General features: G+C 37.2%; 22 protein-coding genes. All 22 read left to right on the forward strand.

Translation table 11 applies throughout. The features are described from left to right. Entirely contained in the window at positions 1 to 1,062 is a 1,062-nt protein-coding gene (locus WDA22_01360; GenBank protein ID MFA5832099.1) for a sulfotransferase, read from the forward strand. Then, the gene (locus WDA22_01365; protein MFA5832100.1) at positions 1,052 to 2,263 is read left to right on the forward strand and encodes a hypothetical protein; all 1,212 of its coding nucleotides are present in this window, start codon (positions 1,052 to 1,054) and stop codon (positions 2,261 to 2,263) included. Before WDA22_01360 ends, WDA22_01365 begins: the two co-directional genes overlap by 11 nt. 45 nt (positions 2,264 to 2,308) lie before the next feature. Then, positions 2,309 to 3,421, forward strand: coding sequence for a DegT/DnrJ/EryC1/StrS family aminotransferase (locus WDA22_01370; protein MFA5832101.1), 1,113 nt, complete (start codon positions 2,309 to 2,311; stop codon positions 3,419 to 3,421). Positions 3,422 to 3,550: 129 nt separating this feature from the next. Further along, positions 3,551 to 4,492: a glycosyltransferase gene (locus WDA22_01375; GenBank protein MFA5832102.1), complete on the forward strand. Its 942-nt coding sequence runs from the start codon at positions 3,551 to 3,553 to the stop codon at positions 4,490 to 4,492. Positions 4,493 to 4,500: 8 nt separating this feature from the next. Then, positions 4,501 to 5,847, forward strand: a complete 1,347-nt coding sequence (locus WDA22_01380) for a hypothetical protein (GenBank protein ID MFA5832103.1) — start codon at positions 4,501 to 4,503, stop codon at positions 5,845 to 5,847. Continuing rightward, positions 5,847 to 6,746 (forward strand): glycosyltransferase family 2 protein, encoded by a 900-nt coding sequence (locus WDA22_01385; GenBank protein ID MFA5832104.1) that lies wholly within the window; start codon positions 5,847 to 5,849, stop codon positions 6,744 to 6,746. The genes WDA22_01380 and WDA22_01385 overlap by 1 nt, the downstream gene beginning before the upstream one ends. 2 nt (positions 6,747 to 6,748) lie before the next feature. Beyond that, positions 6,749 to 7,948: an L-2-hydroxyglutarate oxidase gene (gene lhgO / locus WDA22_01390; GenBank protein MFA5832105.1), complete on the forward strand. Its 1,200-nt coding sequence runs from the start codon at positions 6,749 to 6,751 to the stop codon at positions 7,946 to 7,948. Between the two features lie 22 nt (positions 7,949 to 7,970). Further along, positions 7,971 to 8,537 carry a dTDP-4-dehydrorhamnose 3,5-epimerase gene (gene rfbC / locus WDA22_01395; protein ID MFA5832106.1) on the forward strand — a complete coding sequence of 189 codons (567 nt, stop codon included), beginning with the start codon at positions 7,971 to 7,973 and terminating at the stop codon, positions 8,535 to 8,537. A 21-nt stretch (positions 8,538 to 8,558) separates the two neighbouring features. Continuing rightward, entirely contained in the window at positions 8,559 to 9,527 is a 969-nt protein-coding gene (locus WDA22_01400; protein ID MFA5832107.1) for an NAD(P)-dependent oxidoreductase, read from the forward strand. Between the two features lie 3 nt (positions 9,528 to 9,530). Beyond that, a complete protein-coding gene (rfbD, locus tag WDA22_01405) occupies positions 9,531 to 10,388 on the forward strand; it encodes a dTDP-4-dehydrorhamnose reductase (GenBank protein ID MFA5832108.1) in 858 nt (285 codons plus the stop codon). Positions 10,389 to 10,395: 7 nt separating this feature from the next. Then, a complete protein-coding gene (locus tag WDA22_01410; GenBank protein MFA5832109.1) occupies positions 10,396 to 11,283 on the forward strand; it encodes a glycosyltransferase family 2 protein in 888 nt (295 codons plus the stop codon). A gap of 4 nt (positions 11,284 to 11,287) precedes the next feature. Next, a complete protein-coding gene (locus WDA22_01415) occupies positions 11,288 to 12,256 on the forward strand; it encodes an NAD(P)-dependent oxidoreductase (GenBank protein ID MFA5832110.1) in 969 nt (322 codons plus the stop codon). A 36-nt stretch (positions 12,257 to 12,292) separates the two neighbouring features. After that, positions 12,293 to 13,684 (forward strand): sugar transferase, encoded by a 1,392-nt coding sequence (locus WDA22_01420; GenBank protein ID MFA5832111.1) that lies wholly within the window; start codon positions 12,293 to 12,295, stop codon positions 13,682 to 13,684. 71 nt (positions 13,685 to 13,755) lie between these two features. Further along, entirely contained in the window at positions 13,756 to 15,336 is a 1,581-nt protein-coding gene (locus WDA22_01425; protein ID MFA5832112.1) for a capsule assembly Wzi family protein, read from the forward strand. A gap of 181 nt (positions 15,337 to 15,517) precedes the next feature. Next, positions 15,518 to 16,525 carry a dTDP-glucose 4,6-dehydratase gene (gene rfbB, locus WDA22_01430; GenBank protein MFA5832113.1) on the forward strand — a complete coding sequence of 336 codons (1,008 nt, stop codon included), beginning with the start codon at positions 15,518 to 15,520 and terminating at the stop codon, positions 16,523 to 16,525. Positions 16,526 to 16,553: 28 nt separating this feature from the next. Next, positions 16,554 to 17,423, forward strand: a complete 870-nt coding sequence (gene rfbA / locus WDA22_01435; GenBank protein MFA5832114.1) for a glucose-1-phosphate thymidylyltransferase RfbA — start codon at positions 16,554 to 16,556, stop codon at positions 17,421 to 17,423. Then, entirely contained in the window at positions 17,420 to 17,887 is a 468-nt protein-coding gene (gene rfbC / locus WDA22_01440; protein ID MFA5832115.1) for a dTDP-4-dehydrorhamnose 3,5-epimerase, read from the forward strand. The genes rfbA and rfbC (WDA22_01440) overlap by 4 nt, the downstream gene beginning before the upstream one ends. 87 nt (positions 17,888 to 17,974) lie before the next feature. Further along, positions 17,975 to 18,832, forward strand: a complete 858-nt coding sequence (gene rfbD / locus WDA22_01445; GenBank protein ID MFA5832116.1) for a dTDP-4-dehydrorhamnose reductase — start codon at positions 17,975 to 17,977, stop codon at positions 18,830 to 18,832. 583 nt (positions 18,833 to 19,415) lie between these two features. After that, positions 19,416 to 20,552, forward strand: coding sequence for a glycosyltransferase (locus WDA22_01450; protein ID MFA5832117.1), 1,137 nt, complete (start codon positions 19,416 to 19,418; stop codon positions 20,550 to 20,552). 533 nt (positions 20,553 to 21,085) lie between these two features. Continuing rightward, complete coding sequence (locus WDA22_01455; protein MFA5832118.1) at positions 21,086 to 22,093, forward strand: site-specific integrase; 1,008 nt, start codon at positions 21,086 to 21,088, stop codon at positions 22,091 to 22,093. A gap of 631 nt (positions 22,094 to 22,724) precedes the next feature. After that, the gene (locus WDA22_01460) at positions 22,725 to 23,522 is read left to right on the forward strand and encodes an alpha/beta hydrolase (GenBank protein MFA5832119.1); all 798 of its coding nucleotides are present in this window, start codon (positions 22,725 to 22,727) and stop codon (positions 23,520 to 23,522) included. Positions 23,523 to 23,526: 4 nt separating this feature from the next. Continuing rightward, entirely contained in the window at positions 23,527 to 24,498 is a 972-nt protein-coding gene (locus WDA22_01465; GenBank protein MFA5832120.1) for a hypothetical protein, read from the forward strand. The last annotated feature ends 106 nt before the right edge of the window (positions 24,499 to 24,604 follow it).

Below are 24,604 nucleotides of genomic sequence, written 5' to 3' on the forward strand. Positions count from 1 at the left end.
ATGTACAATTATGTTGATGTTTCTGGATACGGACACTCTGGTAAATCGGTGATGATTGATCTTCTCAAAGAAATAGATGGATTCCAAGTGCCGGACTATTTTTTTGAATTTGATCTCTTAAGAATACCCGGTGGATTGGTTGACCTTAGGCACAATGTTCATGATAACTGGTCCCCTATACGGTCAGATGCAGCTATCAAACGATTTCGTAATGTCGCCTATAGGATGGGGGTTGAATCTTTATTTTCAGATCCAAAAAGCAAATTGGCGGTTTATGGAACACAATATGAAAAATATTTTCGGAAAATATTTTTTGAAGAAACAAATAAATATATAGACTCATTGATTCAGTCAAAAAGTATAAAACATGATTGGCCCTATTTGCGTATCGATGAATCATATTGGGTGCTATTTTTCTTTAAGACACTTCGAAAATTGTCTTTAGAGAGATATTTTAATTTTAAATATTTAACAGAATATCTTTTTGTTGATTCAGACGGATTCATTGAAAAGAGTCAACATTACCTCGACAGTCTCTTTTCAGTTACTGTAAGTAACGAAAAAATTCACACTATCGTCCTTAACAATACTTTTGAACCGTATAATCCGCGGTTTAGCATGGAATTATTCCCGAATTCCAAAAGTATCGTCATTCGAAGAGATCCGAGAGATATTTTTGCATCAACATTTATGCCTAATAAAGGGTTTGTACCAGAATTTTTAAAATCACCAGATCATTGGAAAATGAAACAAGGATTTTTAATGGTCGATAAGCTTGACTCATTCATTAAAAATCAATTCTTGATTAATAAATCAATCAAGATCGACGATAATAAAAAAATATTACGATTACGATACGAAGATATTGTTTTAAAATATGATAAAACTTTAAAAGAAATTCTAAATTTTTTAGAAGTTGATAAGAGTAAGCATACGCTTAAGAAAAAACATTTTGATCCTGAAAAATCAAAATTAAATGTTGGGCTATGGAAGCAGTTAAGTGACCAAAACTCAATTCGACTTATTGAAGAGACGCTTTCAGAATTCTGTTATGAAATCTAGGAATATTGTTTTTTATTTTCCTTATAACAAAGGTGCCGGCGGTGTCAATATTCTTTTCCTAAAACTCGCGAATTATTTTGCCGATCACACAGATTGCAATATCTATATCGGTGATTTTACCGATGGGTATATGTACCTGAACAATCGGAATTCTAAGATTCAAGCATTGCTAATTTCCCCCAATAAAAAATGTGAAGTTCCAGAGGATAGTGTCGTGATTTTTCAAACGATATCTCCCTGGTACATCGAAGAAGAACTGCAATTGAAAAAGGGAACGAGATTATTGTTCTGGAACCTGCATCCTTACAATCTGCTGATGTATTTTAAGAACTATCGCAGGAATGTGCCTGCAGTGTATAAAATCGCCTCGCCATATGTCCAGCATCTCATCAGAAAGTTTGCTTCCACTGCGATGGAGCATCACGGTCTTTTGTTTATGGATGAGGAGAATAAAAAGAGTGCCGAAATGATATTGCATAGAATAATTCCGCAGGAAAATTACTTACCGGTTGCTTCGGATGAAGCTGAACGACATCATTTTGACTCAGGAAAAAATATCGTCTGGGTGGGAAGAATCGCGGATTTTAAGATATCGATCCTTCTGTATATAATGAGGCAGCTGTCCCAATACGCACTGAAACATAACCGTGCCTTGCAGTTCCATATTATTGGTGATGGACCTGAGGCGGAGCAGATGCATCGGTCAATTCCTGGATGTGAGAATGAGTATTTCTCGGTCAGCTTGATCGGGGAAATTGAAAATGCGAAGATCAAAGAGTATTTGACCGAACGCGGAAATGTTCTCTTTGCTATGGGTGCTTCTGCCCTTGAAGGGGCAAGGCTCGGCATCCCGACGATTATTCTTGATTTTTCATATCATCCCATTGGTATCGATTACCGGTACAGGTATTTGTTTGAAACTAAAGACTATACCTTGGGTAAGGACATAGACGGTGAAGGATTTACAACGGGAGAGCATTCCATGGAAGAGATTCTTGACGAACTTCATGATCCCCAGCGGTATCAAACTGTTAGTGATCGGTGTTATCAATATTATAAGAATCATCATGATATTGCATCGGTGTCGAAAAAACTTTTGGATTACATCGACCGGACCGAATTAAGATACCAGCATATTGAACCGTACCGGAACAATATCGTCATGAGATTGTTCAAAGCGAGAAAAAAATTATTTAAATAATAATACATCTGTATCATCACTAGAAACCTTATGTAAGGGACAATTATGCTACCAGTATCAAGACCATCGATTGGAAACGAAGAACTCGAAGAAGTAAAGAAAGTGTTCGACACAGGCTGGCTCGGTTTAGGTTCAACAGTATTTGAGTTTGAAAACAAGATCAAGGAATACATCGGCGCAAAGAACGTCATTGCTGTAAACACTGGAACAACGGCCATCCATCTTGCCCTTGATGCGTTCGGGATAAAAGAAGGGGACGAAGTCATTGTTCCATCGCTGACATTCTGTGCCACCATTCAGGCGATCACCGCATTGAAGGCTGTGCCGGTGTTCTGCGAAGTGTATGAATCCGACCTCAATATCGATATCAACGATGTGAAGAGGAAGATCACAAAGAAAACGAAGGCGATCATCTGCGTCCACTACTACGGCAATGCCTGTGATATGGATGGTTTGTTCCAGATTGCCAAACCCCACGGGATCTTGATCATCGAGGATGCGGCGCATGCTTTTGGATCCTCTTATAAAGGGAAAAAGATCGGCAGCTTCGGTGATGCAACATGTTTTAGTTTTGACCCGATAAAGAATCTCACGACCGGTGAAGGAGGGGCTATCACGCTTGCAAATGACGAGATCGCGGAAGAGATCAGGCGGAAAAGGATCCTCGGTATTGACAAGGACACATGGCACAGGTACAGAAATGAACGAAGCTGGTTCTATGAGATTACGACACAAGGCTATCGTTACCATATGAGCAACATCAATGCAGCCATTGGACTTGCACAAATGAAGAAGTTCGAAGGATTCGTCACAAGGAAGAAGGAGATCGTCCGGAAATATAACCAGGCATTTACCTCAGTGAAGGGATTGAAGACCCTAGCGATCAATATGGAAGAGACAGCGCCGTTCACGTACATCATACGGGTTTTGGACGGTAAACGGGATGAAGCAATGGAATTCCTCAAAACGAAAGGGGTAGGAACTGGTGTTCACTACATCGCGAACCACATACAACCGTTCTTCTTGAAATACTCGACACCGTTGCCTACCACGGATATTCTATGGAAGGAAATTCTTACGCTGCCGTTGTACAACGACATGAAGGACGAAGACGTAGATTTGGTGATACTGTCTGTGAAAGAATTTTGCAGCAAATAGCGATTGATCTGTCCAGCATTCCTGTCGAAAATATCCGACACCTGTGCTGGATTCACGATCTATATCTGTCATTTTCTATTTGATCAGATATCTATATTCATTTTTTTATTTCTATCCGAGCAATCAGTCATGCAGCCGACAGTCAGCATAAATTTATGTTGTTACAATTCCGAAAAGTACCTTCGTGAGACAATCGACAGTGTTATTAAGCAGACATGCAAGGATTGGGAACTAGTCATCATCAACGATGGTTCAAAAGATTCTACCGAAGCCATTGTTCATGACTATATTCAACGGGGTCATCCAATTCGCTACATCTATCAGGAGAATCACGGATTGGGATATTCCAGGAATAAGGCGCTGGAGCACTCATCGGGTGAGTTCATTGCTTTTTTAGATCATGACGACCTCTGGGTCCCCGAAAAACTTGCAAAACAGGTTAGCGTCATGAGAAATAATCAGGATGTGGATTTTGTGTATTCTAACTACTATAAATTGACAACATATACAGGAAAGCGTTTAGCCCTTGGATTTAAAGATAAACAGCCAGAAGGAATGATTTTTTTTAAATTCCTGTATAGTTATCAAGTAGGCCTTTCTTCGGTCATGATATCGCGGAGATCGTTAAATTCACTCGATTCGTTGTTTGATGAGCGGTTCCAACATATCGAAGAATTCGACGTTTTTATGAGGGTTCTTTATAAACACAAGGCTTCCTATATTGATGAACCATTGTCTGTGTGGCGAATCCACAAAAACATGGGAACAATGAGATCTCCAGAACGAGGTCCTAAAGAGATCCAATTTTTACTTGAAAAATTCAACCATATGGATCCGCTATTTGCAAAAAAATATCCTAAGGATGTCGAATATATTGAAGTTCAATTAATCAAGTACAGTGTCGCCAAATACGATATCCTTAACGGCAGAAGTTTAGCAGCGAGATCAAGTATTGCTCCACATAAATGGTACAGTATCAGACTGTTCTTGGCCTACCTCTCATCATTTTTTCCTCAAGTATTAATCAAAATGATGAATGAATCTATTCTTTTTATGAAAAGGATTCATTAATTCATAATATGGGAAGCAATACACTTGAACATACTCCCGCTGATGCCTCGAAATGGGATGTCAAACCATCCAGTCGATCCGGTAAAATCATCACGAAACTTTTTTTCGCCGGTCTTTTTTTGGATTATTACGGTGGTTTCGGAATAAAGTATGCCGTGTTTGTCCTAGCATTCCTTTGGGTATTGCAAAATAAATCAAGCATTCGCATCATCGGCGATCGTATGGCGGATTTTATTGTCATCCTACTTATCCCTTTGTTATTTATCATTATCCATACACCGGAAAATTATTTTTTCTCTTCAGAAAATGTCGATCTTATGAAGTTTATTGGACGATCGTATAATACAATATCTGTCGCAGCATGGTTCTTGTTGTACCCTTTATTTATTTCTGTGGGAAGCAATTTTATTTATAAACAAATGATTGTGGGATTCAGAGCAGTCGCAATTATTGTGAGCATATTGTTTGTATTGAACTTGATCAATGTCATCGATGTACGACAATTCGAGGATTTTACGACAGAATATAAGGTTGGTGTATTTAGCCCAGATGTCCGGGTTGTGGATGATTTTGTAGAATCTAATCAAAAAGTTGAAATTCGTCCATTTGTTGCCCATGCAATGATATTGATGCTGGGATTTGAATTGTTGCGTTCACCATTCTTCACCGCATTATATTTCATTGCTCTTCTTATTTTGGGTCAACGAGGATTAATTATGGGGGGTGTATTTGTCTTTTTGTTTGTTACAGTGTTTTCAACAGCATCATCTTTCAGGTCTATTCTTAAAAAATATTTTCTGTTCATTCTTTTACTCGGTGCTGCAATCGCCCTCTTCGAACCAATCCGATACCGTATTACTGGAGTATTTCTTTCGAGAACAACGGAACTCATCAATGTTGAAGATGGTTCAACGCTTGTTCGATTTGGTCATATTGATGGATATCTCACTTTGCTACAGAACAATCCAATTATCGCCTTCATAGGTGCAGGGCCGATGGGTGAGATATACAATAATTTCATTGGAACGAAGATCCAAGTGATGGAAATGGCAATCATGAATACTGCGTTGTGGTTCGGAATACCATATGCAATGTTGTATTTGTTCTGGCTGTATAAATCAGCGTATAAACTGTGGAAATTACGAAAGGCTCCTTTATTCGTTAAAAATGATATTGCACTGATATTTGGAGCAATGGTCTTTTGGGTAACAGGAAATACCAATCCGTTATTGAACACACCGTTCAGTATCATTGCCTTTATGCTGATAACGTTGAGGATTTATGAAATTACCGATGTTGTCTCTGCACAGGTCAAAAATACATCTGATACAGCTTCTCCGTTTAACAAGGAGTAATGAAGGCAGATCGTGATACCGCTCAGTCTCGGATTGGAATGTCTAATTTTTTTATGAATACTCGTGAATTGAATTACCATATTGTCATCGTCACTCATAACAGTCAGGATTCCATTACGCTTTGCTTGGAGTCCATTCTTTCGCAAACTGTTTCTGATTACATGATTACAATCGTTGACTCCGGATCACGAGAGCGGGAATACCTTCAAAAGATTCATGGCGACAAAGTGAGGATATTATATGAATCAAATATCGGATTCAGCAGAGCAAATAATCTTGCAGCAAAAGACTTTATTGATACAATACCCTATACAATATTTGTCAATCCGGATGTCGTCTTACCTGGAGAATTTTTATCAGACATCGGCGATTATTTAAAAATAAACAAAGAAATTGGTATATTAGGTCCTAAACTATTACGGTATGACCTGGAAAAGAACAGGGAATCTGATATTATAGACTCTACCGGGATTTTCCAAAAATGGTATGGTCGGTGGTATGATAGAGGGCAGGGAGAGATCGATCATCAACAGTATGACGATAACTATTTAATGCCGGAAGCAATTTGCGGTGCATTAATGGTGTGCAGTTCTGATGCGATAAAACGTGTTCAGATCTCCCAAAACGAGTTTTTTCGAAACAATTTTTTCATGTATAAAGAGGATATCGAATTGAGCATCAGGACCAAGGCGGGTGGGTATCCGATACATTATAATCCAAAGATCATAGCCTTTCATTGTCGCGGATGGAAAACCCGCAATGAGATGTCATATTTGTCCAAACATTTTTCTGCCAAAAATGAATTATTTATCAATCGAAAACGGGGACCGGTGAAGTTTCTTTTTAGTCTTTGCAAACTGATTTTTGTGGAATTGCAGTCAGTTATGGGTCGAAAATAATCATGCATTCCTCAGATATCATTATCATAGGGGGAGGAATTGTCGGATTAGCGACTGCCGTTCAGCTAAGGAAGCATCATCCAAATCTCTCGATTATCATTATTGAAAAAGAAGCGTCCGTTGCGATACATCAGACAGGACACAACAGTGGGGTACTCCATTCAGGTATCTATTATAAATCCGGGAGCCGCAAGGCAAAGAATTGTATTGATGGATACAATCAGATGGTGCAGTTTTGTTCACAGCATAATATTCCATATGAGATTTGCGGTAAGGTGATCGTGGCAACGGATGAAAGCGAATTGCCGGGTTTGCAGACCTTGTTTGACCGCGGTATTGCAAATAGATTGAAGGGATTGCGAAAATTAGAACAACGGGAATTGAAGGAAATCGAACCGCACGTTAACGGAATACGGGGAATATTTGTTCCGCAGACCGGCATCGTTGATTATACTGCCGTTGCGAAAACAATGAAACACATCCTTCAACAGAGCGGCGTAGCAATGCACTTTAATGAGCAAGTCGTTTCAATAAAGAGTACAGATTCCAAGAATATCATTGAAACGAGCAATTCAGTCTATGAATCCAAAGTTGTTATAAGTTGTGCCGGTTTGCATTCGGACAGAATTGCAAGGCTCACTCAGCCGGACTTGGAGGTGAGAATTATCCCGTTTCGCGGCGAATATTATTCGATCCGGAAAGAGAAGCAATACCTGGTGAATAATCTCATTTACCCGGTTCCGGATCCCTCATTTCCTTTTTTAGGGGTTCATTTTACTCGAATGATCCATGGCGGTATAGAAGCCGGACCGAATGCTGTATTTGCTTTCAAGCGGGAGGGTTATTCACGGACAAGTTTTGATTTAAAAGATTTTTGGGAGGCCGTTTCGTGGCCCGGATTTCGAACGATGGCCAGAAAATATTGGAAGACAGGTGCAGGAGAATTCTATCGTTCACTCAGTAAATTGGCATTTACGACAGCATTGCAAAAATTGATTCCAGAGATCCAGCAGGATGACTTGATTGAGGGTGGGTCAGGAGTTCGCGCCCAGGCCTGCAGTATTACAGGCAATTTATTGGACGATTTCCATATTCTTGAAGAAGGGACGATCATTCACGTGTGTAATGCGCCATCCCCTGCAGCAACTTCATCACTTTCGATCGGTGACTACATATCAAATCAAGCATCGAAGTTTTTTTAATTTAATACATATAGAGGATTACATGCAAATAAGCATTGAGTCAAAACATTTAAATGGTCTTGTTGTTATAAAACCTGAAGTTTTTCAGGATGACAGGGGTTTTTTTTTGGAAGCATTTAGAACGGATCAATGTAAGGAGCTGGGGATTCCTGAGGTTTTTGTACAAGACAACCATTCGCGTTCAATGAAAAATGTGGTTCGAGGGTTACACTTTCAATGGGAACCGCCTATGGGAAAACTTATGCGAGTGACGTTTGGGAGTGCTTTCCTAGTTGCAGTTGATATCCGTACAGGGTCTCCGACACTTGGTCAATGGTATGGAAGGGAAGTATCTGCCGAAAACAAATTACAAATTTATGCTCCTGCTGGGTTTGCGCGGGGATTTTGTGTCCTTTCCGATTTTGCAGAAATCCAATATAAATGTACCGGCATATATAGTAATAAAGCTGAATCCGGAATTCTTTGGAATGACCCTGAACTCGGTATAGAATGGCCTGTAAAAAATCCATTTTTATCAGGAAAAGATGAAAAAGCGCAGACATTGAAACAATGGTTACAACGTGATGAATCAAATAATTTCAAATATTAATTTTTACAATAAGGATAAGTTATGAAAATATTGGTTGCCGGCGGAGCTGGGTATATTGGTTCACTTTTGGTCCCAAAACTGCTTGATAGGGGTTATGAAGTTGATGTTGTAGATCTATTATGGTTTGGCAACAATTTGCCAATGCAAGTTAAGGTGATACAGAAAGATATTTTCTCTTTAAAGGAAGAAAATGTCAAAGGATATGAACAGATAATATTTTTAGCCGGATTATCGAACGATCCAATGGCAGAATTTTCTCCAAGCATGAATTTTGTTTTTAATGCTTCAGCACCTGCATATCTGGCATACATAGCGAAACGTGCTGGAGTGAAAAGATTCATTTATGCCGGTTCGTGTTCGGTGTATGGTTATACCGTCAATGAACTGTACAATGAAGAATCTCCGGCGGTATCCAACTATCCATACGGCATTTCCAAACTTCAAGGTGAACAAGCATCATTGCAAATGGCGGATGAGAATTTTTCGGTGATCTGTTTTCGTCAAGGTACGGTAAGCGGATATAGTCCCCGAATGAGGTTAGATTTGATCGTGAATACGATGTTTAAATCTGCGTTGGAAAAAAATGAAATATACATCAGTAATCCTTCCATTTGGAGACCTATACTGAGTATTGAAGACGCTGTTAATGGTTATGTAAGAGCAATCGAAGCTAGTTCTTCCATATCAGGTATTTTCAATATTGCTTCGGGAAACTTTACTGTGGGAGAGGTTGCTGATTATGTGAAAACAGCTGTCGATAAGCATTTCAGTAAAAAAATTTCACTCAATATTAAACATATTCAAGATTTCAGAAACTATAAGGTAAGCATCGAAAAAGCAACAAATATTCTCAGCTTCAAGCCAAAACATGACGTTGAATCCATTCTTGAAAACTTGATTGCAAACTATGATGCGTTCAAGGATTTTTCAAACCCAAACTTCTATAATATTCACGTTTTTAAAAATATTGAATCATCTATAAAATTATAATATATGAAAATTGCAATTATTGGCGGTAACGGTCAATTAGGCTCAGATATTGATGCTGTATTTTCATCCACACACGAGGTTGTAAGTTTGAATCATAGTGATATTGATATTATCAATGTAGGTCAAGTCAAAGAAATCTTATCCGCAATTAAACCTGATGTTGTGATCAATACTGCAGCTGCACATAATGTCCCAAATTGTGAACAAGATTCTGCGCACGCATTTCTTGTTAACGGAATTGGAACGTTGAATTTGGCAACAATGTCAAATGTATTGAATTATGCGCTTGTCCATTACAGCACCGATTATGTATTTGATGGAATAAAAAAACGACCGTATTTTGAGGATGACGCGACCAATCCGCTGAATGTCTATGCGATCACTAAACGTGCAGGCGAAAATTTTGTATTGAACTATTCTAAGCAAGGATATATCATTCGAATATCCGGTATTTATGGTAAGGTGCCATGTCGAGCAAAAGGAGGTAACTTTATAACAACGATGCTCCGTCTAGCAAATGAAAAGCCTGAAGTAAAAGTTGTTGGAAATGAAATTTTAACTCCAACGTCGACGTATGATATTGCGATAAATACAAAACTTCTCATTGAAGAACGTCCCAGCCAGGGGATTTACCACATGACAAATGAAGGTGAATGTTCATGGTATGAATTTGCCAAAGAGATATTTTCAATAATGAAAATAAATACTCCATTGTTCGAGACAACCGTCAATCAAGAATCCATACCAATAAAACGACCTTTTTATTCTGTATTGGAAAATGCCGCCTTGAAAAAAAATAATTTGAACGTTATGCCGCACTGGAAAGTGTCTTTGAAGTCATTTTTAACATCAAATGTTTAAGCTGAATATGAATACCTCACCTCTTGTATCCATTATCGTACTGACGTTGAATGAAGAGAAAAATATTCATCGATGCCTTGAAAATGTATTCAATCAGGAAACGAAATACTCATTTGAAGTAATCGTCATAGATTCTGCGTCCGACGACAAAACATTGGAGATTGCTGGAAAATATCCCGTTCGAATCCATAACATTCGCAGAGATGCGTTTCATCATGGCGGCACGAGAAATTTAGGTGCAGAACTTTCACAAGGTGATTATCTGATCTATATAGCAGGTGATGCATGCCCAATGAGTTCAAATTGGTTGGATTTATTGGTTGATCCGCTGTTAAATGATGATCGTATATGTGCTGTTTATGGCAAACAATTTCCAAAAGCAGATTGTGATCCTATCAATACTTTCAGATTGTCGTGGAACTATCAGGATAAAATGATTCAAAAAAATACCGAATCGTTGAAGACATTCGGACATCGAAATTATTTCTTTTCAACGGTCAACTGTTCAATTAGAAAGATATCATGGAAATTGATTAAATTTAGAGAGGATATACCGATATTTGAGGATACTGCATTTGCAAAAGAGTTGATTGATTTGGGGTACACGATATCCTATATTCCGCTTGCTGGTGTGATACACTCTCATAATTTAGGCGTTCTTGACCTCTTCAAACGATATAGATCAATGGGATTTGTGCAATCAAAGCTGAATTTTATTGAAAATCTCGGGAAAAGTTTCCAAAGTGAAGGAATTCACTATCTGATAAGCGGGATTAAATATTTATTGCATCAACATAATGTATATTGGATAGGGGTGTTTGTGCTCCAAACATTTATGGGATATCTGGGCTTGAACTATGGAAGATATCTTTCAAAATCCGGCAGGGAACTATAATTGCATGGAATATATTATTACCGGTGCTGCTGGATTCATTGGATCTCATCTCATTGAATATTTACAAGTACACCATTCCAATGATAAAATATTTGTGCTTGATAAAATACCTCCTAAAAATTTACATTGTAACACAGAATATATCTATTGCGACATTAATGAATCGATTTCAATAAAGAAAAACTTTAATAATCCAATATTAATCCATCTTGCGGCGCTTTGTAAAGAACCGGGATATTCTTGGGAGGAATATTTTGTCACGAATTATCTTGGTACTAAAAACATATGTCAATTCGCGATTGATAATAATGTTAATAATATCATTTTTACTAGCACAATGATGGTATTCAAATCCGGCGAAAAAAGAAATACCGAGGAGGATATAACAGCTCCAGATACAGCTTATGGAATATCCAAATTACTTGCTGAAGAAGTTCTCTTCGGTTGGGAGAAAAGCCATAAAAAACACAGATTGCGAATTATTCGGCCAGGTGTTGTTTTTGGGAAAGGTGAAAATGGAAATTTTTCGAGATTGGCTAGGGCATTAAAATTTAATTTGTTTGTTTACGTTGGCAAAAGAGATACGATCAAAGGGAGTGTATATGTCAAAGATGTTGTGCGTGCTTTGTTATTCCTTCAAAGTGATTCCAAGGAACGCATTCTGTATAACGTCGTGTTTCCGAAACCTGACACTATAGGTAAGATTTGCTCGTCGATCTGTAAAGTCATGGGGTGGAGAAGATTCGTTCCTGTTGCGCCTTTTAGATTATTATTAGGAATTTCCTACACTTTTGAATTATTGAATAGCATTGGATTAAAGAATCCGATTCATCACAGAAGAATTGAAAAATTATTTTATTCCACACATCTATCATCTGACGCATTGCTTGAATCCGGATTTACATTTTCATACTCATTGGAAAGCGCATTGAGCGACTGGAAAAAAGACTGTAATAATATAGGACTATTGTAAGTGATAAAACGGAACTGGAAAATAATATTTGTTTCCATGTCACAATTATTTGATATTTTGGCCATTCTCTGTTCTGTTTTACTTTGTTCATTTCTACATACTGTAAACGTAATAGTCCATACCCCATTTGATCAATCCGTTCCAGTGCTCGGTATATATACAATTGTTTCCATGACATTGTCATCTTTGCTGGGTTTATACAGAGGCTCATTTCATCTCAGTTTGCGTCTTCAAAATTTTATCGTGGCACGATCGTATTTGATCAGCATTATGATCACTCTCGCGTTTGTCTCTCTTATAAAAAATCTTTATATAGATCGATTTACAGTTTTTACGTTTACTGCCTCACTGCCACTATTTTTTTTAATGAACAGGTCTCTGCTATATTGGTTGAATCTCTATTTCCAATCAAAGGGGTTCGGTGTGCATAATTCTATCATTGTTGGGTATGATAATGAAGGAATTAAAATCGCAGACCGTTTTACATCATTTCCTGAACTTGGATATAAGATCAGTGGATTTTTAGTCAAAGAGAAAGGGCGACATCCTCAATTACCGGATAATCTAAAGGCTTATCCTCTTGAAGAGCTTGAAAACATTATTGTTACTAAAAATATTGATAGAATATTTATTCCTTCTACAGAAATTATTGTGAATGGATTTTCTACAGTGAAAGCGCTTAGTAAAAAACACGGCATTAAAGTAAAAATATTGTCTCCATTGTCAGAAGAGTTATTGAAGATAGCTCGAATCTACGATATTGCAGGAATTACTCTTACCTCTCAACCAAGAGTTCATATTAATAAATTAAAATCTTTTCTCAAGAGAACGTTTGACTTTTTTGTTGGATCACTCGTAGTGATGATTCTGAGCCCGATATTCATTTTTACGATTGTCGCTATATTTATTGAGTCGGGAAAACCGATCTTTTTTTTACAACGTAGAGCATCAATCAAGGGTGGTAAGGAGTTTTTCTTTATAAAATTCCGAAGTATGGTCTCCAATGCAGAAGAACTGAAAGAGGAGTTGCGAAAGGAAAATGAATCTGACGGAGCACTCTTTAAAATTAAAGATGACCCTCGTATCACAAGAGTAGGTAAGTTCATACGCAAATTTAGTATTGACGAACTTCCCCAATTATTTAATGTTCTCAAAGGAGATATGAGTCTTGTTGGTCCCCGTCCTTTACCAATCAACGACTTTGAAAACGTCGATGAATCAGATGAATTCTGGGAAGCAATACGAGACCGCGCAAATGTCAAACCAGGGATGACGGGAATATGGCAAGTGTCTGGAAGAAGCAATATTAAATTTAGAGAAATGATACTATTGGATCTGTATTATGTAGAAAATCACTCCATTCTTTTTGATATGGAATTATTGTTTGAAACAATACCCACCGTGCTGTTTGGAAGAGGGGCATATTAATAAGCAATGGATATTGTATAATGAATATTTGAAAATGTTAAGGGAAAAATAGAGAATAACTAGCGATTAAGATGAAGAAAATAATTATTTACGTAATGTTGAGCTTGGTCTTAGTAATTCTTGGTCAAGCTCAAGTTGTTTATGAGCCTTTGGACCAATCTATATATGCATTCCTGCAGAGAACATATGTTCGTGGCCTTCATAATGAAAATCTTGAAGTGATCCCTCTGGATCGCACAAGGATCGCAGAATGTTTATACCGTATACGCCAAAGTGATTCTGAGTTAAGTGCAAATGACAAAGAAGAACTTGAATTTTACGAAAGAGATTTGTTCCATGAACTTCGAGCACTGAGAATAGTTCATGAAAAGGATAGTAATACTTGGCATCTTTACCAATATGCAGATACAATATTGTATCTTACGTTAGATCCGATATTGGGAGCCAATATTAAAAAAAATGCAGTGCATAGATTCAGCGGTGCAAAATTGTATGGCCAATTAGGAAACGTCATTGGTTATACTTTTCATTTCACAGAGAATGCTGAATTTGGCACTCGTATTGATAAAAGCAAAAAAAATATTCCTTCTACTGGAATAAACCTATATAGTCAACCCAATATTAATTCTATAGAGTATAGTGATATTCGGGCAGCAATTGGTGTCAAGTGGGGTTGGGGGTGTTTCTCATTGGGGAAAGATTATATTAATTGGGGAATGGGGCAAAGAAGCAAGCTGATACTATCATCGAAAGCTCCTTCCTTTCCATTCCTACGACTTGATCTCAGACCAACTGAATGGTTACGATTTTATTACCTTCATGGCTGGCTTCAATCGGATGTACTAGATTCTATAAGTACATATGATGCAAAAATCCCTTCAAAGAAAAGAAATATATTTAGACCAAAATATATTGCTGCACATTTTGTTTCTGTGTCACTTTTGAAAAATCTCAATATATCATTTGGAGAATCTATCATATACAGTGATATGCCTCCCAACCTTTTATTCCTTAATCCAATATTGTTTTATCGTGCTGTTGATCATTACTTGACAACAAATTCAAATAATGATGACGGAAATAATTCTCAAATATTTTTAAATGCTGATTTCCGCGTATTCAATTCCCTTGAATTATTTGGATCATTGTTTATCGATGAAATTAGAACAACAGCCATTTTTAATGAAGATAAGTCACGTAACCAGTTGGGATATTCTCTTGGTATTATTTATAATTCTCAGTTATTATCTGATGCGACGTTTACAGCAGAATACACTAGAATATTGCCATGGGTTTATTCTCACTATATACAGACTCAAACTTATGAAAGTGATGGATATCTTTTAGGTCACTATATCGGGCAAAATTCGGATCAAATATATCTTAAAGTGGACTATAGAATTATTTCTCAATTGCAGATAGGGTTCTTTTATGATTATATTCGAAAAGGCGGATTAGAGGACATTCATTTTCAATATGTTTTACCATCGTTACCATTCCTTTACGGAACAGTAACTAGGAATACAATTTATGGGATGAATTTACTCTATGAGCCAATTCACGACATGCGTTTTGGAGTTCAAGGGTTTTATGAAAATAAGGACAATGAAAAATATGGTGTCGAATTGCAAGTTTCATATGGTCTCTTCTAAAGTATTTATACATCAGAATCTTTGAATGAACTGAACTTTTCATATCCTTTGCAATTATTTATTATAAATTCTGCTTTACTAACTGCATCATTTCACCCGCGCAACCTGTCAGTAGTGTTAATCGTTGGAAATACTGGCATTTTTTCGTAAATTCTTAAATTCATAAACATTTTTTGGACCGATGAAAAATATTCTCATAACTGGAGGAGCCGGTTTTATTGGCAGTAATTTTGTTCATTTAATGTTGAACAAACATCCTGACTATAAGATCGTCAACTTCGATACGCTTACATATGCTGGAAATCTTGAAAATCTCAGTACGATTGAAAGAAATCCAAATTATCTCTTTGTCAAAGGGGATATCTGCAATAAAGATCAAGTCATAAAAGCATTTCGAGAACACTCTATAGATACCGTAGTTCATTTTGCGGCCGAATCACATGTGGACAGAAGCATAACCGGTCCTGCAATATTTGTGCATACGAATGTAGTTGGTACACAGGTATTGTTAGATGCGTCGCGCGAAGTTGGTATTGAACGATTCCTTCATGTATCTACAGACGAGGTATACGGATCGCTCGGTGCGACTGGATATTTTACGGAAGAAACCCCGCTTCATCCTAATAGTCCGTATTCCGCCAGCAAAGCTTCATCGGATATGTTGGTGCTTGCGTATCAACACACATTTGGCTTTCCGGCTCTTGTTACCCGATGCTCCAATAATTACGGGCCATACCAGTTCCCCGAAAAATTAATCCCATTGTTGATTGCCAATGCATTGAATGATAAACCTATTCCTGTGTATGGCGATGGATCGAATGTCCGCGATTGGCTCTATGTGGAAGATCATTGTTCTGCTCTCGATGTTGTTCTTCATAAAGGGACAATTGGCGAAGTATATAATATCGGCGGACACAATGAATGGAAGAATATTGATATTGTAAAACTGGTCTTGAAAGAGCTTGGTAAACCTGAATCTCTAATCACATATGTAAAAGATCGTCCCGGCCATGATAAACGGTACGCTATTGATGCTGCGAAAATACAGAAAGATCTTGGCTGGGTTCCAGCATATCAGTTTGAAAATGGAATCAAAAAGACTGTCCAGTGGTATTTACAGAACAAGAAATGGTGGGAGAGGATTATCAGCGGGGAATATAAAAAATATTATGAAGCACAATATCCTTAAAATTATTATTTAGATTAAAGGAAATTCAATGAAAGGTATAATCCTCGCGGGTGGCTCAGGATCTCGCATGTTTCCCATATCAAAAATATATAGTAAACAATTAACTCTTATATATGATAAACCACTGATTTATTATCCGTTATCTGTGTTAATGCTTGGTGGTATTAAAGAAATATTAATTATCTCAAACGAACTCACAATCCCACATTATCAAACACTTTTTGGTGATGGTTCTCAGGTGGGATTGAAAATATCATATGTTATACAAGGTGCGCCAAATGGCATAGCAGAAGCATTTATTTTGGGTAAGCAATTCATTGGAAACGATTCAGTAACATTAATATTAGGTGATAATATATTTTACGGAAACTTGGATTTCTTCTATCGAGCAATGGAACAAAAAGCCGGCGGGACAGTTTTTGGTTATCGGGTATCAGACCCTGAACGATATGGTGTAGTTGAATTTGATAAAGCTGGTAAAGCAATAAGTATAGAAGAGAAACCAATTATTCCTAAATCAAATTATGCGGTACCTGGTTTGTATGTTTATGATAATTCGGTAATAAATATTTCTGAGAATTTGCACCCCTCTTCTCGAGGTGAACTTGAGATCACTGACGTTAATGTTAATTATATGACACAAAATCAATTATTTGTTGAAAAAATAGGGAGAGGTGTAGCATGGTTGGACACGGGAACACCTCAAGCATTGCTGCAGGCTTCAAATTTTTTTGGTGTGATTGAAGAAAGACAAGGATTAAAAGTTGCATGCATTGAAGAAATAGCATATTATAAAAAGTTTATTAAAAAAGAAAACTTTGTCAATTTAGTTAACTCACTCCCAAAATCTTCTTACCGTGAATATTTAGAAAATATTGTTGCGCACGACGAAGCATGAAGATTACTCAAACGAAAATACCGGAAGTCTTTATTATTGAACCATCGATATTCGAAGATGAACGTGGTTATTTTTATGAGTCCTTTCAAGAAAAGAAATATCGTGAATACATTGGCGAGGTAACATTTGTTCAGGATAATATTTCACGGTCTGCAAAGAATACGCTACGCGGATTGCATTTACAAAATGCCGAGTATGCTCAAGGAAAATTATGCCAGGTGCTTTTAGGTGCTGTGTTAGATGTTGTAGTTGATATTCGATTTGGTTCACCCACATATGGTCAGTATATCTTTGTAGAATTAACCTCGGAAAACAAAAAGCAAATATGGATTCCGCCAGGATTTGCACATGGGTTTTCTGTCCTTTCGGATTCCGTATTGTTCCACTATAAGCGCACAAATTATTACCACAAAGCATCAGAACGATGTTTAATTTATAATGATCCGACGCTTCATATAGATTAGAAAATAGCAAATCCAATTGTATCCCAAAAAGACTTGTTAGGCATACCATTAAAAGAACTCAATCATAATTTTATTTATAAAAAATAAGTGAATAATCAAAAATATCTCATTCTTGGTGCCAACGGCCAGCTTGGTAAACAATTTGCAAAAGATTTAGCGATCAGAAATGTACCCGTATTAGCGCCTGACGAAAAAGACTGCGATATTACTTCTGTTGAAATACTATCCCGATATATCGATTCCTTAAACCCAACTATTATCATTAACTGCGCTGCATATAATGCAGTAGATCTTGCAGAGGAGCAATCAAAATCTGCATATCTGATAAACTCAATTGCCGTTAATAATATTGCTGCTCTCTGCAAAGAGAAAAATATATTTTTTGTTCAATACAGTTCAGATTATGTGTTTGATGGATTGAAAGGAAATGTTTATAACGAGTCGGATCTCTCTAATCCATTGAATGTCTATGGAAAAAGTAAAAAAGAAGGCGAGGAGTCCGTTCTTTCTTCCGGCGGAAAATATTTGCTATTTCGGACGAGCTGGGCGTATGGCAAAGGAACTCAGAATTTCATCAATAAGATGATGCAATGGTCTCAAAAGAATCCAGTTTTAAAACTGACAGCAGACGAAGTTTCTGTCCCAACGAGTACCATTGATCTTGTCGATTTCACCTTGCGATCAATCGACAAAGGATTAACAGGACTCTATCATCTTACTAATAGCGATTACGCCTCTCGATATGAATGGGGTAGATATATTGCAAAAAAACTATTATTGAAATCGACCATTATACCTGTGCCGATGAGCACGTTTCCAAGTCCTGCGCAGCGACCGTTATTTTCTGCTATGTCCAACCAAAAACTTCAAGACGATTTAGGGATAACGATTCCGGATTGGAGAGATGCGGTGGATAGGTTTTTGAAGGAATACCCGATTACCTAAAAGCATTCACCGCGGAGGTCACAGAGGGCGCCGAGAAGGAAAATGAAAGCCAATCGATTCAGGAATCAAGTTTCAAATAAAGCAGTTACATTCCCTTTAAGCAGTATCAATAAAGCAAATTCACCGCGGAGGGCACGGAGAGCACAGAGAAGAAAGAAATAAAAACTTTACCGTTTCAGGATTCAAGTTCCAGGTAAAAGCAGTTGCTTTCCCTTTAAGCAAGTATCGATAAAGCAAATTCACCGCGGAGGGCACGGAGAGCACAGAGAAGAAAGAAATAAAAACTTTACTGTTTCAGGATTCAAGTTCCAGGTAAAAGCAGGTGCATTCCCTTTAAGCAAGTATCGGTAAAGAAAAATTCACCGCGGAGGTTGCACTTGCCTGCCTGCCGGCAGGCAGGGAGGACACGCCTGCCCGCCTCCACGAAGTGGTCCTTTGGACACGCGGGGAGAAGGAAAACATAAAAGCAAATCGATTCATCTCTCAGTAATGTCGTTTTGACGGCAATTTGTTTTTGTGAGAATTATTGCGAATTGGAGAGATGTGGTGGATCGGTTTATCAGGGAGAATCCAAGATAAAAAAATGAATAATATTATCAATGTAATACTTATTGTCACTCTTGTAATATATGTAATCCAAATAGTACGGTGGACAATTGGATTATTTAGATTGCATGATTCGGTGAATCTAAATGAATACTCTGTTGATGTGTTAATTGCAGCACGGAATGAAGAAGAGGGGATATCCAAATGTATCGAATCCCTTCTCAATCAAGATTATCCAAGTACAAAATATCGAATTACGATAATCGATGACAACTCAAACGATAATACTGCGCACATTGTAGAAAATTACTGCTTACGCTATCCGGATAGAATAACACTATTAAAAGTAACGGACGAGCCGCATAATATCTCCCCAAAAATAAATGCATTATCGTATGCTACTTCAAAAACATCAAATGAAATAATTCTTACCACCGACGCAGATTGTTTTGTCACAGAAAATTGGATCTCCACTATCGTTTCAACCATGTCCGATTCAATTGGTGCGGTAACTGGATTGACGAAGTATCGAAATAATGCAAATATTCCCCAAATGCTTTTTGGAATACAATACCTTGATTATATCTCTCTTAACTCAGTCAGTGCAGGATCTATCGGCATTGGAAGTCCGAATACTGCGAATGGCTGTAACATGGCTTTTCGAAGAAAGGCGTTTGAAGATGTCAAAGGGTTCTCAGCGTTCCGTACTATTAACTCCGGTTATGATTCTTTTCTTGTCCAAAAGATTGTTGCGACAGAAAAATGGGAAGCAAAATATATCTCCGACCCAACATCTTTCGTCACAACAAATCCTGTTAATACGTGGATGAAGTTCCTGAATCAGCGCATGCGTTGGTCTGCACAGACAACAAAATATCGTTGGACGATGCAAATATTTATGATCAGCACATTTATTCTTTATTGTTTTCTTGCCATTACACTTCCGCTGACATTATTTGTAAACAATATTTTGCCCCTGTATGTTTTTGCGATTAAAGCGGCAATTGATTTTATCATACTGTATATATTTACAACGAAATATAAAATAAATAATCTACTGCGATATTACATTCCTGCAATGGTAATACATATCCCTTTCACAATCGCTGCAGTTTTTGGAGGATATTTTACTCGATATGATTGGAAAGAAAGAAAACTCGGACGTCAATTATGATTCACTGATTTATAACTTTTCTGTTCCTTGAACCACTTTTACCTCTTTACGAAACATCAGATATTATGATGAGGTGATCCATAATAATAATAATTGCTCTCCTCATTTTTTGTTCATTTGAATGGTGCATGGACTCGTGAATACTTTCTTCTTTGAAAAAAGATGAAATATTTCTATATTTAATAGTTGTTTTTGGGTGCTATGCTCTGACCTAAAAACGGCGGGATGCTGAAATTGTCAACCATTCCCACGAAGAACGTAGTCGTGAAACAATTTGGCATTTAGAGCTTCTGCTTGTTCTTTTAGTATTTAATTGATTACCACAGTTGAATAATTTTCAATTATGCATTGTTAATTATTCATTGTCTTTTGGGCGTTTAGCTCAGCTGGTTTAGAGCGTCTGCCTTACAATTTTACGCACACCCGTAAATACCTTAAAGAATTCCCCACTTTTTTCTCCAGCGTCTAACACTTTTTCTAACAAGCACACTTTGGAAACCATATCGTCAAGCCCAAGAAAGGGATTGACAACCATGGCATCAATCATCAAACACCCCCGGTCAGGAATTTACTATGCGATCATTCGAGAAAACAAGAAACAAATTTGGAGATCACTTCGGACTCGAAATGCGCTAGATGCGCACAAAGCAATAAATAATCTCATTTCTCTTCGCAACCCCCGCAACAAAACTCTTTTGTCGCATCAAATTCTCGATTATACGGCGTTCATTAAAGCAACCAGAGGAATCAAGACCGTTAAGATATATGAACACGCCCTGGGGCGATTTATGCAGTTTACTGAAGATATTCAGATCTACGATATAACCCGAAAACATTTGGATGCATTTATTGTTGAGAGCACCAAATCTATGAAGAATATCTCCATCAATGTTCAGATAAGAGCGATCAAAGCATTTTTTAATTGCATCAAAGCGTGGCAAGTGATTCAAACAAATCCTATGGATGGAGTAAAACAATTAAGAATTCAGGAGAAAATTCCGGCATTCTTTACCCTTGAAGAACTGCATTTGTTTTTGGATTCTATCAAAGAAGATGAATGGTTACATAATATTGTCCTCTTTGCAGCATTTACCGGGGCACGTTTGGGCGAGATCATCAACTTACGATGGAAGGATATTGATTTGATAAATAAAAGCATCCATATCCAAAGTTCAATAAATTATCAGGTGAAAGCTGGAAAAATGAGAACCATTCCAATGAATGATGAATTATTTGCACTATTATCTAATATGACTTCGAAACAAGAATATGTGTTCAAGGGGAGAAGAAATAGCGGCAGAGCATTTCTTGATTATGTTAGTAGACAATTTAAAAAAGCCGTGAGAGCCAACGGGTTGAGCAATTCACTGCATTTCCATTCACTTCGGCATACATTTGCCAGTATCCTGGCTCAAAAAGGAGTGAGTTTATTTTTTATACAAAAATTATTGGGACATTCGAATATTTCCATGACCCAAATATATTCACATCTTGAAACAAGTAATCTTTTTTCTAGCGTCAATTTGTTGAAGCTAAGATAATCAATTGCTGATAGAAATTATTATCATCAGATGGTAATTCAAGCGTCCCAAAAGTGCCTATACAGCACACTACAACTATAGAGACATAGACACTTTGGGACGCTTATTAGTAGCAAAATTTGCAAAATTTCAAATATTTTCCGTATCTCCTTGACATTAAACCATTTATACCCACAAAATATATGTTTTAAATTGCTAATAGTGGTGATTTTTGGAAACGTGACGGAAGAAGTAATTTCTGAGTCTATCAAAAATCAAGATGTACCAGAAACTCCTGACTCAGACTTCTCTAAAGCTGGGAGACTTGAGTCGGCATTAGCCGATACCAAACCTACTGCCTCTAGACGTAGTCAGTTTAATTTCACGGCCTTTACCATCAAGCAGGTGGTTGTATAATAAGTGAAATCCGAAATTTTCTTACCCCACTCCGAAATTTAAAAACTCAGTTCTACAATGACCATTTTACTTCGAGAATTCATGTTCCATATTTCCAAATATACCCTATTTACGGTATTGACACTACTTTGCGATAGTTATACCTTCTTGCAAAATAAATAGTGTTAAGTTATGCTTCATCAAAAAAACTGCTGATGCATAATGCGATGGTAGTTTCATTTAATGCAGACTTTTTATGAGTTCAAATCATACTGCACAGATTGGCATACTTCACGGCATAAATACACTAGGATATTTTAGTTATAAAAATCCGACTACGTTGATAATCTTTGTTCATGGATTCGGAGGAAGTACGCAGACAACATGGAGTACATTTCCTTCATTGTCGCTCCAGGATAGTAAATGTAAAAAATCTGATATCCTAATCTACGGGTATGATACATTTCGGGGTCAGGCTGGAGATCATGCTGCCGAATTGTATCATTTTATCAATCTTGCTGTTGCTCCATTGAAAAATAACATTTTACCTGCGGATCAACATCTGCCAGAGCGAAAGTATAAACGAATTATTTTTGTCGCTCATTCATTGGGAGCTGTATTAGCACGACAAGCTCAGTTGCTTGCATATATCGATAAAAGAAAGTGGGTGAACAAATCGATGCTGGTGTTATTTGCACCGGCGCATCATGGAACAGACATTACATCATTAGTTAAAGAAGCTTTATCGGGAGTAAATAAATTGATTAGCCTATTCGGGTTATTAAATTTCCCCATATTAAACGATTTAGATGCAAAAGATGGTGGAATTCTTAACTCCATAAAAACGCAAACAGAATCATTGCAGAACAAAGGAAAAGCTAATTTTACTAAAGCGAAGTTAGTTGTTCATGCAAAAGGGGATAAAGTGGTAAAAAGTTATCAATACTTACTGGATAAACCGGCTGAGATCATAAAAAATAAAAATCATATTAGCGTATGTAAACCCGACGTGCAATACCTCAAACCATTCGAATTGCTTAAATCAATCTTATAATTCTATGGATATTGCCAAGAGAAATTTACAATCGCTCATTACGGAATATCACGACAAAGGTGGGCCTGCCCGAGGATTGAATAATATCCAAAAGTTCTTTCAGAACAACCAAGATAAACAACTTGCCTACTTCCTTCGTTTCCATGTTCCTGATGGCGTTTATGGAGCAGAACTTACCAGACGATTTGAAGTTGACGCTCTTTTCGAATTCTACAATCTATTGCTTGTTGCTGTATTCTCCGGATACGTTCCCCCGCTGCTCAACGAAGAAATTAAATTGGAAATACAAAGTATTTTAGACCATCCTTCGGTAAAACCATATTACACTAAGCATTATCCTTACACTATGTGTTCAGTGACATTAAACTACATACATGCTCAAAAGCCGTTCATCCAGAAACCGACCCCTGCTACGTTGAGTATATTTAATGAGTTTATATCCCTGAACCGGTATCTAAAAAATGACGAAGATATTGAGATGTTCATCAACATGCTTGATCATGTCTGGTATGATGACGACACCATCGATGATGTGAATGATATCTTACGGTCATTTGAAAAACTAAAAAAAGCATTTCTTTCCAAAGAAAAAACGGAAGCGCAAAGCGGCGTATGGGGATTTATTAAATACTCAGCGTTTCTCAGTCAGTTAAAGCAGTTGATGAAAGCTGCCAAGGATTATCCTTTACTTCAATCGGCGCTATGGTTGTATCACGGCTATTATCTTGAACGGATGTCAACAACGATGAAATCATTGTTTAACAAAGCGTTCAATAATCTTGAACAATCAATTCAAACACCTAATGTGTTTGATGCAATTGTGAAGGAATTGTATCCTGGGCAATCATTGAAAGCGTCGAAGTCAGTCAGCTTAAGGAAGTATGCTGAAAAAGCAATACGACAATCCCGACGTGATGTTAATTTCGTTTTAAATAAAAAATGGGGAAACAAACTTAAAAAATATCTTAAACAATAAACAACCCTTCAGATATAAATCAGTTTTTGTAAAAAAGCGTTTGTTCTCCCCCTTCATTGAATAAGCATACCAATGCGCTGTCGAAGAGACAGTGAAATGTAACCAA

The sequence above is a fragment of the Bacteroidota bacterium genome, from assembly GCA_041658205.1.
GTDB lineage: Bacteria > Bacteroidota > Ignavibacteria > UBA10030 > UBA8401 > UBA8401.